The following is a 13,956-nucleotide window of genomic DNA, read 5'->3' on the forward strand; positions in this document are numbered from 1 at the left end:
CTCTGCCTCGCCGTCGAGAATTTCAGGCGAGCAGAGATTAGGGAGTATGTCATGGCTAAAACAATGAAGGCCGCGGTTGTCCGCGCATTTGGCAAACCGCTGACCATCGAGGAAGTGGCGATACCGGATCCTGGCCCGGGTGAAATTCTCATCAATTACAAGGCGACCGGCATTTGCCACACGGACCTGCACGCCGCAACGGGCGATTGGCCGGTCAAACCCAATCCACCATTCATCCCCGGCCATGAAGGCGTCGGCTACGTCGCCAAGATCGGCGCTGGCGTGACCGGCATCAAGGTAGGCGACCGCGCCGGCACGCCGTGGCTTTATACCGCCTGCGGATGCTGCATTCCGTGCCGTACCGGCTGGGAAACTCTTTGCCCAAGTCAGAAGAACTCGGGTTATTCCGTCAATGGCAGCTTTGCGGAATACGGGCTTGCGGATCCGAAATTCGTTGGCCGACTTCCCGACAATCTGGAATTCGGCCCCGCTGCACCCGTGCTCTGCGCCGGTGTCACCGTCTACAAGGGTCTCAAGGAAACCGAAGTGAGGCCCGGCGAATGGGTGGTCATTTCGGGCATTGGCGGGCTTGGTCATATGGCCGTGCAATATGCCAAGGCCATGGGCATGCATGTCGTTGCCGCCGATATTTATGACGACAAGCTGGAGCTTGCGAAAAAGCTGGGCGCGGATTTCACCGTCAACGGTCGGGCGCCGGATGCGGTGGAACAGGTGCAGAAGGCGACCGGCGGCGTCCACGGCGCGCTCGTGACGGCGGTTTCGCCCAAAGCCATGGAGCAGGCCTACGGTTTCCTGCGCTCCAAGGGCACGATGGCACTTGTTGGCCTGCCGCCGGGCTTCATCTCCATTCCGGTTTTCGAAACGGTGCTGAAGCGCATCACGGTGCGTGGCTCCATCGTCGGCACAAGGCAGGATCTGGAGGAGGCGCTTTCCTTCGCTGGTGAAGGAAAGGTAGCCGCCCACTTCTCCTGGGACAAACTCGAAAACATCAACGACATCTTCCGTCGAATGGAAGAGGGCAAGATCGACGGCCGTATCGTCGTGGACCTTGCCGCCTGAGACAGATGACCAGCGGTGGCGCTCACGCAAAAGTGTGCCGCCGCTTGTTCACCGGGCGGCGATCTGCGCTATCCTCCCTGTGCATCTGCGCGTTCAGGGAGAAGAGAGCGATGGACGACAAGCCGAAGATTACACAGGCCATGATCGACGCTTACGATGAATATACCCATCTCAGCCTCGATCGCCGCAAATTCATGGAAAAGCTCAGCCTGCTTGCCGGGTCCGGCGCAGCTGCTGCCGCAATCGCGCCGCTTCTTTCGGCCAACAGCGCCCGTGCGGCAATCGTTGCGCCTGATGATGCGGGTATCGTTGCGGAAGAGGTGACCTATCCCGCCCCCGGGGGCGAGATGAAAGGCTATCTCGTCACGCCGAAATCGGTTTCCGGGCCCATTGGCTCGGTCATCGTCATCCATGAAAACCGGGGCCTGAACGACCATATCCGCGATGTGGCAAGACGCGTGGCGCTTGCGGGGTTCAGGGCGCTTGCGGTTGATTTCCTGTCGCCGCAGGGCGGCACGCCTTCGGATGAAGATAAGGCACGGGAGATGTTCAGTGGCCTCGATATGGAGGCAACAGTCGCCAATGCCGAAGCCGGTCGGGTGTGGCTCGCCGCAAGGCAGGGTGCGAACGGCAAGGTTGGTGCGGTCGGTTTCTGCTGGGGCGGCGGGCTGGTCAACCGGTTCGCCACCAAATCGGCAGGCCTGAATGCCGGCGTCGCCTATTACGGCCAGCAGCCGCCGGCGGCCGATGTGCCTGCTATCAAGGCGCCCCTGCTGTTACAGTATGCCGGTCTGGACGAGCGCATCAATGCCGGTATCGACGCCTATAAAAAGGCACTGGAGCAAAACGGCAAAACCTTCGAAATCTTCGTTTATGACGGCGTCAACCACGCCTTCAACAACGATACGTCCTCGGCGCGATACGACAAGGCCGCGGCCGATCTCGCCTGGGGCCGGACGACGGAGTTCTTCAAAAAATATCTGGCGTAGTGGGGTTTCGGTCCGCTGTGACGGACAACCCCTGAAATCCCGCTCTAGACGCCGCCAGCCCCGCGTTTCAAATGCTCATCAAGCCGGGGCATGATCTCAACGAAATTGCAGGGCAGGTGGCGGTAATCGAGCTGGGCTTTGAGAATACCGTCCCAGGCATCCTTGCAGGCGCCGGGAGAGCCGGGCAGCACGAAGATGAAGGTGGCGTTTGCCACGCCGCCGGTCGCCCGTGACTGGATGGTGGCGGTGCCGATCTTTTCATAGGAAATGCGATGGAAGATGGCAGAAAAGCCGTCCATGCGCTTTTCGAACAGGGGTTCCAGCGCCTCGGGTGTCACGTCGCGGCCTGTAAAGCCGGTGCCGCCGGTGGTGATGACCACATCCACGCTCCCGTTGAGCGTCCAGTCGCGCACGGTGTTGAAAATAGCAGCCTTGTCGTCTGCCACGATGGTGCGGGCGGCGACCTTGTGTCCGGCTTCCTCTATGCGTGCGACTAGCGTGTCGCCGGACTTGTCATTCTCAAGCGTGCGGCTGTCCGAAACGGTCAGAACCGCGATGCCGAGGGGAATGAAGGGTCTTTCGCCTGCCATGGCCTTATCCTCGAATTGTGTTGTCTTCAGATGGTCCGCGTCGCCTGAAAATACCAGCCGGGGCGCTTGTTTCGAAGCGATGTTTCCGCTTTTCGGGCGGCCTCGAAGGAATGAAATAATCCAAAACAGGTGGCACCCGAACCGGACATGCGCACAAGGGAAGCACCTTCCTGCGACAGCATGCCGGCGATTGCGCCGATCTCCGGCAGGAGCGCCTTGGCGGGGACTTCCAGATCGTTTCGGCTTTGCGCCAGAAAATCCATCCAGCCGCCTTCTTTGCGCTCCGGCAGGGGCGGGTTGGCCTTGTCGAGCAATCGCCGAAAAATCTCCGGCGTCGAGACCGCTTTCAGAGGGTTGGCCAGCACCAGAAAGAATTCCGGCAGATCGGAGACCGGCTCGATATCCTCGCCGATACCTCGTGCGATGAGTGGGCGGCTTTCAAGGCACATCGGCACGTCAGCGCCAAGCGCAAGCGCGATGGGTGCGAGATTTTCAGGAACAATCCTGGCATTCCAGTGCCGCAACAGCGCCCGCAGTGTCGCTGCCGCATCCGCTGAGCCGCCGCCAATGCCGGAGGCGACTGGCAGGTTCTTTTCGAGATGGATGGCAACCGGGCGTGCCGATTGACCTGCCGCCACAAGCGCATCACGCAAAAGGTCTCTGGCACGGACGACGAGATTGTTGCCGCCATCGCCTGCCCGCAGCAGATCGCCAAACGGGCCGGAGATGGAGAAAGTGTCGGCATCGGCATCGCGAACATGGATCGCGTCGCCTGCTTCGGTGAAGGTCACCAGCGTCTCGAGCAGATGATAACCATCTGCCCGCTGACCGGTTACATGCAGTGCCAGATTGATCTTGGCCGGGGCCGCCTCGGTTGTTTCGACAGCCCCGGTAATGTCATCCGCGCGCATGTCGCGTCAGGATTTCTTGTCCGGGGCAGGGGCAACAGGGGCCGGTGCTGGCGGAGCCGGCGGCTGCGGCGCGGCCTCCTTCTTGGCGGTGTTTTCGGCGTCCTTTTCCAGCGGCGGCAGGCCGTTGGCAATCTTTTCCTTCACCTTGGCCTTGTCCAGATCGTCATTGTCGCCAATCAGCGCGCGGTTCCACTGATACACGGCCTCGATCTTGCGACCGACACGCCAGTAGGCATCGCCCAGATGATCGTTGATGGTCTGATCGCCGGCCTTGAGCTCGATTGCCCGCTCCAGTTCGGTGACGGCCTGGTCAAACGCGCCCAGCCGGAAATGCGCCCAGCCAAGCGAGTCGACGATATAGCCGTCATTCGGCCGAAGCTCGACCGCGCGGCTGATCATCTTCATCGCTTCGTCGAGGTTGATACCTTTGTCCACCCAGGAATAGCCGAGATAGTTCAGCACCTGCGGCTGTTCCGGGTTGAGTTCGAGCGCACGCTTGAAGTCCGGCTCGGCCTTGTCCCATTCCTTCAGGCGCTCATGGGCGATGGCGCGCTGGAAGAACACGGTCCAGTCCGACTTCTGCGGCACGGCACCGATCACCTCGACAGCCTTGTCGTAGTTTTCGGCCATGGCCTTGTAGTCCTTGGCGTCGGAAAGCACGCTGCCATAGGCGAGGTAAGAACGGATATCCTTCGGATCGGATTGCAGCAGGGATTGCAGGTGGTTGCGCGCTTCCTCCACCTTGCCCGTCTGCGCCAGCGTCAGCCCGAGCTGCAGCTCGGAGATGCGGTGCATCGGCGAATCCTTCGGCACGTCGCGGTAGAAGGCGATGGCGCGGTCGGGCTGTTTCATCGCCTCGGCAAGTCCGCCGAGAAGGATCAGCGTATCGGCGCTTTGCGGATCGAGCGCACGCGACGTCTGAAGGTAAAGCGTGACGATCTCTTCGGCACCTTCGCGGTTCAGCGCGCCCGCGATGGAAAACATCACGGAAGCCGCGCCTTCAACGGCATTGGTGATCTGCTGCGGCGGCTTCTCGCCCTTCTCGATGGATTGGCGAAGCGCTTTGAGCGGCGCATAGTTCGGCGCAAAAGTGTCGCCGACCGCAATTGCGTCCAGCGCCTTCTGCTTGTTGCCGGCTGAAGCCTCCAGCCGTGCAAGCGCCATCACCGCGCGCATATAGGTGTCGGAAGCGGTTGCCCCGCCTTCACGATCCGTCACGGCCTCATTGAGGCTCTTGCGGGCAGCATCTGTGTTGCCGGAGACAAGGGCGATCGCCGCGGCATTGTATTTCTGGAAAATCGAAATCCAGCCCGGACCCTTCATGTTGTTGACGAGGGCCAGCGCTTCCTTGGGCTTGCCTGAACCGGCGCGCGCCCATGCCGTCAGAAGCGTGTTGACCATGCGGTCGAGATCGTTCGGGCCGGTATATTTCAGGATTTTCTCGGCTTTGACGAATTCCTTGTCCTTGATGGCGTCGAGGCCGCGCACGATGGTCGTCACGCGTTCGACGGAGGTATCGTCCTTCATCGAATCGGCAATCTTGGCGCCAGCCTCGAAATTGCCGCTCAACAGTTCGGCGATCATCAGGCGCTGGCGGATTTCCGAATTGGCCGGATCGAATTCCAGCGCCTTCTTGTAGAGCGAAATCGCGGTGGGGTAATCCTGATCGACATCGGCATTGCGCGCGGCAAGGAATGCGCCGGAGAAGGTATTTACCTTGGCAGGATCGAAAGTAACGGCCTTGGCGTCCGTTTTCGTCTCCGCAAAGCCGGGGCTTGCACCCGCGCCAAGTGCGAGAGCGGCGGCAAGAGCCGCGCTGCAGAGAAGACGAAGTGCTGGTTTACGCCGCATGAGGGAACCTTTGCCTTTGTGCAGAAGCACGGAAAAATCAGTTTCCATTGTTTGGTCACGATAGAATGGCTTTTTTGAAGCAACCCCGCAAGAAATTATGGCCCGCGCCACAATCTACCCTTGCGGGACACCCAGTCCGAAACAGCGGCGGACGGTCTTGTCCATCCGCCGTTTGCCTGAGGCCTCCAGCGTCAGTTGAGACGCTCGATGCAGAAGTCGATGACTTCCAGAAGCGCGTTTTTCCACGGGCTTTCCGGCAGCGGTGCAAGCGCATCGCGGGCAATGGTGCCGTAATGCGTGGCCCGGCCGATCGTATCGCCAAGACCGTTGTATTTGGTGATGAGACCGAGCGCCTTTTCGAGGTTTTCGTCGCTGCTTTCGCCGTTTTCGATGGCGTTGCGCCAGAAGGCGCGCTCATCCTGCGTGCCGCGGCGATAGGACAGGATGACCGGCAGGGTTATCTTGCCCTCACGGAAATCGTCACCCGTATTCTTGCCGAGATCGGCGGATTTGCCGCCGTAATCCAGCACGTCGTCAACGAGCTGGAAGGCAAGGCCGAGATTCATGCCGTAGGATTTCAGCGCGCTGCGGCTTGCCTTGTCGGTTTTGGCGACGATGGGGCCAACTTCCGCGGCCGCTGCAAAAAGGGCGGCCGTCTTGGCGCGAATCACCTGCAGATAATCGTCCTCGGTCGTTTCCATGTTCTTGGCGACCGAAAGCTGCAGCACTTCGCCCTCGGCGATGACGGAAGCGGCGGTGGACAGCACATCGAGCGCATCCAGCGAGCCGACGTCCACCATCATGCGGAAGGCTTGGCCGAGCAGGAAGTCGCCGACGAGAACGCTTGCCTGGTTGCCCCAGATGGTGCGGGCGGTGGACTTGCCACGGCGCAGATCGCTTTCATCCACCACGTCGTCATGCAGCAGCGTCGCCGTGTGCATGAATTCCACGCTGGTGGCGAGCTTGATATGGTGGTCGCCCTCGTAACCGAACATCGAGGCAGAGGCCAGCGTCAGCATCGGCCGCAGGCGTTTGCCTCCGGACGAGATCAGATGGTTGGCCACCTCAGGTATCATCTGGACATCGGAACCGGCTCTGGAAAGGATAAGCTGGTTCACCCGTTCCATGTCGGCACGGGTCAGGTCGACAAGCGGCTTGACGGATGCGAGTTTGTTTTTGCTTTCTTCAAGCGGTATGACGACGCCCAAGGGACAGGACTCCTGTTCGAATTTGAGTTCGACAATAAAAACTGGCGCCTGTCGCGGCAAGGGGCGAATTGCCGCTAGCCATTCAAAAAAATGGGAATTTGGGGCTTATCCATGCGTGAACTGATCCGTACCAACGATGCCGTGCTGTTATCCTTCGCCGAAAGCCTGATGAAGGACGCCGGCATCCATTGCCTTGTCGCCGATCAGGCAATGAGCATTCTGGAAGGTTCGCTCGGTCTTTTGCCCCGCCGGTTCCTGGTGGAGGAAGACCGCGCCGGTGAGGCCCGCCGCATTCTCGTGGATGCCGGTCTGGGCGACGAATTGCGCAACGAAGAGGCGTAAACGAACGTGGGCGGCGAGATTTCGGAAACTTTGGATGCGTTTCACCGGGGCCGTTTTCACATTCTCCAGCCCAAGGGCAGGGGACACCGCGCCGGCATGGACGCCATGCTTCTTGCCTCGATGGTGGCGGACGAGCGCGCCTGCCGCATAGCCGATCTCGGCGCGGGCGCGGGCGCGGCAGGTTTCGCTGTCGCCACGCGGCTTGAAAAGGCCGAAGTGACCCTGTTCGAACGTTCGCCGGAAATGGTGGAATTTGCCCGCCGCAGCCTGGCATTGCCAGAAAATGCCGCTTTTTCCGCCCGTGTCAGCGTGCGTGAGGCCGACGTGACACTGCGTGGCAAGGCGCGCGTCGAGGCCGGACTGCCGGACGGGCATTTTCACCACGTCATCATGAACCCGCCCTATAATGATGCAGGTGACCGCCGCACGCCCGATGCGCTGAAGGCTGAGGCCCACGCCATGACGGAGGGCCTGTTCGAGGACTGGATCAGGACCGCAGGTGCGATCACGGTTCCAGGCGGGCAGCTTTCCCTTATTGCACGGCCGCAATCGGTGGCGGAGATCATTGCCGCGTGTGGCAGCCGTTTCGGCGGCATCGAGATCACACTCATCCACCCACGCCCCGGCGAGGACGCGGTGCGCATGCTCGTAACGGCGATCAAGGGGTCACGGGCGCGGCTGTCGTTCCGGGCGCCGCTCGTCATGCACGAGACCGGCAGCCATGCCTTCACGCCCATCGTGGATGACCTGAATAATGGCCGCACCGCCTATCGCCGTAATGTAAAGGCAATCGGGCCTGGCCTATAAATTCGCCGTTCCTCCGGCCGCAAACCATTGTGTTTTGCAGGGCAATACATACATCCGTGACGAACAGGCAAATGCTGCGAGGAGTGAATTGTGGGTTTTCTGAAGTATCTGGTGCCGAAACGCTTTCGCAAAAAAGAACTCGTCATCCCGGTTGTGCGCATGCATGGCGCCATCATGGCTGGCGGCAACCAGTTCCGCCCCGCTCTCAATCTTGCTTCCTATGCACCGCTGCTGGAAAAGGCCTTTGCCATCAAGGACGCGCCAGCTGTCGCCATTTCCGTGAATTCTCCCGGTGGCTCGCCGGTGCAGGCGCGAATGATCTATAATCGCATCCGCCAGCTTGCCGAGGAAAAGGACAAGAAGGTCCTGATCTTCGTTGAGGATGTGGCGGCCTCCGGTGGCTACATGATCGCGCTTGCCGGCGACGAGATCATCGCCGACCCCACCTCCATCGTCGGTTCGATCGGCGTCGTTTCCGGCGGTTTCGGTTTCCCTGAAATGCTGAAGAAGATCGGCGTGGAGCGCCGCGTCTATACCGCCGGCGAGAACAAGGTCATCCTCGATCCCTTCCAGCCGGAAAAAGAGGGCGACATCGAATATCTGAAGTCGCTTCAGGTCGAAATCCACAATGTTTTCATCGATATGGTCAAGATGCGCCGCGGTGCAAAACTGAAGGGCGATGAGACGGTCTTCTCCGGCCTGTTCTGGACCGGTATGCGTGGCCTGGATCTCGGCCTGATCGACGGCTTGGGCGACATGAGGGAAGTTCTTCGTCGCCGTTACGGGACGAAGGTCAAGCTTCATCTCGTCACCGGCGGGCGCTCGCTGTTCGGCAAAAAAGTGCCGGGCGTGAATGCGGCACTCGGCCTCAATGCCGAAAGGCTTGCGGCAGGCGCCGTCTCGGGACTTGCGGAAGTTGCCGAAGAAAAGGCATTGTGGTCGCGTTTCGGTCTATGATGTCGCAGGAATAGGGCCTTATGGCGCAGCTTATTACAATTGTTCTTCTGGTGGTGGGATCCGTCATCCTCTACCGCCGCTTCGTTCGCGACGCGGAAAAGCTTTCGGCAAAATCGAAGCAGCGCGAAAAGGAACGCGAAACCGGCGCCATCGGCACGCTGATCAAGGACCCCGAAACCGGCGAATACCGCGTGAAGCGTGAGGATGAGACGTAAGCCGGTGTCTCCACGCATAAATCCTTGACCCCTTCGCCATGCCGTGGCACCAGTCCGCATCCGAAGTAAGTCAGTGCTTACTTATCCTCACAACGCCGCGATGACTGCAATGACCGATATTCCAGACCATATGAACCCCAAGCGTTCCTTTCAGGCGCTGATCCTGACGCTGCACAATTACTGGGCCGACAAAGGCTGCGCGGTATTGCAGCCCTATGATATGGAAGTGGGCGCTGGTACGTTTCATCCGGCAACGACGCTGCGCGCGCTGGGCCCGAAGCCGTGGAAGGCTGCCTATGTGCAACCCTCGCGCCGGCCTTCCGATGGTCGCTACGGTGAAAACCCCAACCGTTTGCAGCATTATTACCAGTATCAGGTCATTCTGAAGCCCAACCCTTCCAACCTTCAGGAACTCTATCTCGGTTCGCTGAAGGCCATCGGTCTCGATCCGCTGCTGCATGATGTGCGCTTCGTCGAAGACGACTGGGAAAGCCCGACGCTCGGCGCCTGGGGTCTCGGCTGGGAGTGCTGGTGCGACGGTATGGAAGTGTCGCAGTTCACCTACTTCCAGCAGGTCTGCGGCATCGAATGCTCGCCGGTCGCTGGCGAACTGACCTACGGTCTGGAGCGTCTGGCCATGTATGTTCAGGGCGTCGACAATGTCTACGACCTCAACTTCAACGGTCGCGAGGGTGAAGAGAAGATCTCCTATGGTGACGTCTTCCTGCAGGCCGAGCAGGAATACTCCCGCCATAATTTCGAATTTGCCGACACCGGCATGCTGCATCGTCATTTCATCGACGCGGAAAAGGAATGCCTGGCGCTTCTCGCCGCCGGTGCGCCTGGTGATGATGACAATCAGCGCCTGCATAAATGCGTGTTCCCGGCCTATGACCAGTGCATCAAGGCAAGCCATGTCTTTAACCTGCTGGATGCGCGCGGCGTGATCTCGGTGACGGAACGCCAGAGTTATATCCTGCGCGTGCGCACGCTGGCGAAAGCCTGCGGCGAAGCCTTCCTGCTCACGGATGCGGGCGGGTTGAACTGGAACAGGGCCGCCTGAACCTTTATGTAAGGCGGGGCAACAGTCTAACGTGCGGGTGCCGTTGCGGCGCTCGCGCCTCTTGAGGAGGGGTCGGGAATGTTCATCACGCTGGCAATCATCGCGGCAATCGCGCTCTATGTCGTCTTCATCTATAACGGGCTCGTCAAGGCGAGGCAGATGAAGGAAGAGGCGTGGTCGGGCATCGACGTGCAGTTGAAACGCCGCGCCGATCTCATTCCCAATCTCATCGAGACCGTGAAGGGCTACGCGGCGCATGAAAAAAGCACCTTCGAAGAGGTGATTGCCATGCGCAACCGGGCCCAAGCCGTGCCGGCTGGCGATGTCGAAGGCCGCGCCCAGGCGGAAGGCATGCTATCGCAGGCGCTCGGCAAGCTCTTTGCGCTCGCTGAAGCCTATCCTGATCTGAAAGCCAACACGAACTTTCTGGAATTGCAGCGCTCGCTGGAAACCATCGAGGGCGAACTGCAGATGTCGCGCCGTTATTACAATGGAGCCGCGCGCGATCTGAACGTCAGGGTGGAAAGCTTCCCATCCAATCTGATTGCCGGCCAGTTCGGTTTTGCCAAGGCACCCTATTTCGAGATCGACAACCCGGCAGACCGCGCCGTGCCGACCGTGAAATTCTAAGGCGACCGTTCCCCGGGTCCAAATCCTCCCGCCGACATTCCTGTATCCTGGCTCTCTGCCGCATTCTTTGACAAGACGACGATCATGATCGAACTGACCATCACCCCGCCCGGCCACCCGCTTTCCGGCAAGGTAGAGCCACCCGGCTCCAAATCCATCACCAACCGCGCGCTTCTGCTGGCTGGCCTCGCCAAGGGAAAAAGCCGCCTAACCGGCGCGTTGAAGAGCGATGATACGCTCTATATGGCCGAAGCCCTGCGCGCCATGGGCGTTAAGGTGACAGAACCTGACGCCACGACCTTCGTGGTGGAGGGTACAGGCGTGCTTCAACAGCCGGAAAAGCCGCTTTTTCTCGGCAATGCCGGCACAGCCACGCGGTTCCTGACTGCGGCTGCAGCACTGGTGGATGGCGCCGTCATCATCGATGGCGACGAGCACATGCGCAAACGCCCGATCATGCCGCTGGTGGAAGCGCTGCGCGTCCTCGGCGTCGAAGCGGATGCGCCGACCGGCTGCCCGCCAGTTACCGTGCGGGGCAAGGGCATGGGTTTCCCGAAGGGCAGCGTCACCATCGATGCCAACCTCTCCAGCCAGTATGTGTCGGCACTTCTGATGGCGGCCGCCTGCGGCGACAAGCCTGTCGATATCATCCTCAAGGGCGAGGAAATCGGCGCGAAGGGTTATATCGATCTCACAACATCAGCCATGGAAGCTTTCGGCGCGAAGATTGAGCGGGTCAGCAACGCCATCTGGCGCGTGCATCCGACCGGCTACACCGCGACCGATTTCCACATCGAACCGGATGCATCCGCCGCCACGTATCTCTGGGGCGCGGAACTTCTGACCGCCGGTGCGATCGACATCGGCACGCCCGCCGACAAGTTCACCCAGCCGGATGCCAAGGCCTACGAGGTCATGGCGCAGTTTCCGCATCTGCCCGCTGAAATCGACGGTTCGCAGATGCAGGACGCCATTCCGACCATCGCCGTTCTCGCCGCGTTCAACGAAACGCCGGTACGTTTCGTCGGCATTGCCAATCTGCGTGTGAAGGAATGCGACCGTATCCGTGCCGTCTCGCTCGGCCTCAACGAAATCCGCAACGGTCTGGCGCATGAGGAAGGCGACGACCTGATCGTGCATGCCGACCCGGCGCTGGCGGGCCAGACGGTCGATGCCTCCATCGATACTTTTGCCGATCACCGCATCGCCATGAGCTTTGCGCTGGCGGCGCTGAAGATCGGCGGCATCGCCATCCAGAACCCTGCCTGCGTTGGCAAGACCTATCCGGGCTACTGGAAGGCGCTCGCCTCGCTCGGCGTAGACTATACTGAAAAGGAAAGTGCTGCCGAGCCGCAGCACTGAAACCGGCTGGAGGAGACCGCCCCGTGAAGACCATCGCCGCAAGACTTCTCGCGCTGCTTGTCTTCCTGGGCGCGACCTGCCCGGCCTTTGCGGAAGAATTCATCCGCTCCTATCATTCCGTCGTCGAGGTTGCGAAGAGTGGCGAACTGACGGTGACGGAAACCATCACCGCCCGTGCTGAAGGTCAGAACATCAAGCGCGGCATCTTCCGCGATTTCCCGCTTTATGCGCTGGATGCGAATAACCGACGCACCAAGGTGGATTTTAACGTCGTTTCCGTGGAGCGAGACGGCGCGCCGGAGAACTGGCGCACCGAGAATATCGATGGCGGCATCCGCATTTATACCGGCAGCGCCGACCGTTTTCTTCCGACCGGCGAGCATATCTTCCAGATCACCTACACCACCGCCCGGCAGATCCGTTATTTCAGCGATTATGACGAACTCACCTGGAACGTCACCGGCAATGGCTGGCAGTTTCCGATGGGTGAGATTTCCGCCACCATCACTTTGCCACAGGGCGTGAAGGCCACCGATACTGCCGTTTTCACCGGTCCACTCGGTGCCAAAGGCAAGGATGCGCGCATTTTGAGCGAAGGCAACGAGGTGTTTTTTGCCTCTACCCGCCCGTTTTCAGTGGGCGAGGGCATGACAGTTGCCGTGAAGTTACCGAAGGGCGCCATTGCCGCCCCCGACTCCTCCCAGGAGGCAGGTTGGTGGCTACGTGACAATCTTGCCATCCTGCTTTCGGGCGGCGGGCTTTTCGCAGTGCTGCTCTATTATCTGCGAGCATGGTTCGCGGTCGGCCGTGATCCGGCCAGGGGTGTAGTCGTGCCGCGCTGGGATGCACCGGAGGGGCTTTCGCCGGCTCTGGTCAATTACGTTGATAACAGGGGTTTTTCCGGCGCAGGCTGGACAGCGCTGTCCGCCTCGGCGCTTGATCTGGCGGTCAAGGGTTATGTCGTTCTGGAGGATCTGAAGAACTCCATAGTCATCCGCCGCACGCAAAAGCAGGCTGGGGCGGAGTTGCCGAGCGGGCAGAAGACGCTGTTGTCCTCCATCGGTGGTCCGGGCGAGACGCTCACCATCGACAAGGCGCATGGAACGGAAGTCGAAAAGGTCGGCAAGCAGTTTCGCGCGGCGATAGAAAAAGAGCACCGCGGCAAATATTACCGCAGCAATGCCGGTTACATCGTTTTCGGCATCTTCTTCAGCGTCGCCATAATCGTCGCGACGCTGGTGTTCGGTGATCTCGATGAAAGCGCCATTGCCGCCGTGCTGGTCTTCGGCTTTTTCGCCTTTTTCTTCAGCATCCTGTCGATCGGCATCGGCCGACAGTTCTCGCGTGGCGCGTCGTTGAGCAAGCGCATCGGCGGCATCGTTATGCTGGCCTTTGCCGGTTTTGTGGCTTTCTCGGTCATTGGCGGCATTGCCACGCAGATCCTGCTGGATGTGACGCATGACACCAAGTCGCTGGCGCTGGCCGCCATCGGCGGCATCGTGCTTACCAACGCGCTGTTCCTGTTCCTGATGGGTGCGCCGACGCCGCTCGGCCGCAAGCTGATGGACGGCATCGAGGGCCTCAGAACCTATCTGACGCTGGCGGAAAAGGACCGGATGAATATGGCGGACGCCCCCGCCATGTCGCCGCAGCATTTTGAGACATTGCTGCCCTATGCGGTCGCGCTCGGCGTGGAAAAACCCTGGAGCCGCACCTTCGAGACCTGGCTCGCGACAGCCGCCGCTGGTGCCGCCACGGCAAGTTATGCGCCCGGCTGGTATTTGGGCAGCAATTACGGCAGCTTCGGAGACCGGATTGGTGGGTTCTCCACTTCCATGGCGAATACAATCGCTTCCACCATTCCCCAGCCTGTCAGCTCATCTTCCTCCAGCTTTTCAGGTGGCGGTGGCGGTGGTTCTTCCGGTTCGGGCGGCGGCGGCGGTGGTGGTGG

General features: G+C 60.4%; 14 protein-coding genes. 10 read left to right on the top strand and 4 right to left on the bottom strand.

Annotated elements, in window-relative coordinates:
* Positions 1 to 51 precede the first annotated feature (51 nt).
* Together adhP and GH784_RS21025 are read left to right on the top strand one after the other, a co-directional pair.
* Positions 52 to 1,080, top strand: a complete 1,029-nt coding sequence (adhP, locus tag GH784_RS21020; RefSeq protein ID WP_065703849.1) for an alcohol dehydrogenase AdhP — start codon at positions 52 to 54, stop codon at positions 1,078 to 1,080.
* A 110-nt stretch (positions 1,081 to 1,190) separates the two neighbouring features.
* The gene (locus GH784_RS21025) at positions 1,191 to 2,069 is read left to right on the top strand and encodes a dienelactone hydrolase family protein (protein ID WP_065703851.1); all 879 of its coding nucleotides are present in this window, start codon (positions 1,191 to 1,193) and stop codon (positions 2,067 to 2,069) included.
* Positions 2,070 to 2,113: 44 nt separating this feature from the next.
* Here GH784_RS21025 and moaB read toward each other — a convergent pair whose 3' ends face one another.
* The 4 genes from moaB to GH784_RS21045 form a co-directional block, all read right to left on the bottom strand.
* Positions 2,114 to 2,659, bottom strand: coding sequence for a molybdenum cofactor biosynthesis protein B (gene moaB, locus GH784_RS21030; protein ID WP_003515169.1), 546 nt, complete (start codon positions 2,657 to 2,659; stop codon positions 2,114 to 2,116).
* 26 nt (positions 2,660 to 2,685) lie between these two features.
* Positions 2,686 to 3,570, bottom strand: a complete 885-nt coding sequence (locus GH784_RS21035; RefSeq protein WP_019564274.1) for a 4-(cytidine 5'-diphospho)-2-C-methyl-D-erythritol kinase — start codon at positions 3,568 to 3,570, stop codon at positions 2,686 to 2,688.
* A gap of 6 nt (positions 3,571 to 3,576) precedes the next feature.
* Entirely contained in the window at positions 3,577 to 5,421 is a 1,845-nt protein-coding gene (locus tag GH784_RS21040) for a tetratricopeptide repeat protein (protein WP_065703924.1), read from the bottom strand.
* 191 nt (positions 5,422 to 5,612) lie between these two features.
* Positions 5,613 to 6,629, bottom strand: coding sequence for a polyprenyl synthetase family protein (locus GH784_RS21045; RefSeq protein ID WP_003515172.1), 1,017 nt, complete (start codon positions 6,627 to 6,629; stop codon positions 5,613 to 5,615).
* Positions 6,630 to 6,740: 111 nt separating this feature from the next.
* Here GH784_RS21045 and GH784_RS21050 point away from each other — a divergent pair, with 111 nt between their 5' ends.
* The 8 genes from GH784_RS21050 to GH784_RS21085 form a co-directional block, all read left to right on the top strand.
* Positions 6,741 to 6,971, top strand: a complete 231-nt coding sequence (locus GH784_RS21050; protein ID WP_003515173.1) for a putative signal transducing protein — start codon at positions 6,741 to 6,743, stop codon at positions 6,969 to 6,971.
* A gap of 6 nt (positions 6,972 to 6,977) precedes the next feature.
* A complete protein-coding gene (locus tag GH784_RS21055; protein ID WP_019564271.1) occupies positions 6,978 to 7,778 on the top strand; it encodes a tRNA1(Val) (adenine(37)-N6)-methyltransferase in 801 nt (266 codons plus the stop codon).
* An 87-nt stretch (positions 7,779 to 7,865) separates the two neighbouring features.
* Entirely contained in the window at positions 7,866 to 8,735 is an 870-nt protein-coding gene (locus tag GH784_RS21060) for a S49 family peptidase (RefSeq protein ID WP_173994954.1), read from the top strand.
* Positions 8,736 to 8,755: 20 nt separating this feature from the next.
* Positions 8,756 to 8,950, top strand: a complete 195-nt coding sequence (locus tag GH784_RS21065; protein WP_003515179.1) for an NfeD family protein — start codon at positions 8,756 to 8,758, stop codon at positions 8,948 to 8,950.
* Positions 8,951 to 9,050: 100 nt separating this feature from the next.
* A complete protein-coding gene (locus GH784_RS21070; RefSeq protein ID WP_013635520.1) occupies positions 9,051 to 10,013 on the top strand; it encodes a glycine--tRNA ligase subunit alpha in 963 nt (320 codons plus the stop codon).
* A 78-nt stretch (positions 10,014 to 10,091) separates the two neighbouring features.
* Positions 10,092 to 10,643, top strand: a complete 552-nt coding sequence (locus GH784_RS21075; protein ID WP_025592535.1) for a LemA family protein — start codon at positions 10,092 to 10,094, stop codon at positions 10,641 to 10,643.
* A gap of 84 nt (positions 10,644 to 10,727) precedes the next feature.
* On the top strand, positions 10,728 to 12,005 hold the full coding sequence (locus GH784_RS21080; RefSeq protein ID WP_065703855.1) for a 3-phosphoshikimate 1-carboxyvinyltransferase: 1,278 nt from the start codon (positions 10,728 to 10,730) through the stop codon (positions 12,003 to 12,005).
* A 23-nt stretch (positions 12,006 to 12,028) separates the two neighbouring features.
* The coding region (locus GH784_RS21085; protein ID WP_323131485.1) for a DUF2207 domain-containing protein at positions 12,029 to 13,956 on the top strand (1,928 nt) is incomplete at its 3' end.

The sequence above is a fragment of the Agrobacterium tumefaciens genome, assembly GCF_009649785.1.
Lineage (GTDB): Bacteria > Pseudomonadota > Alphaproteobacteria > Rhizobiales > Rhizobiaceae > Agrobacterium > Agrobacterium tumefaciens.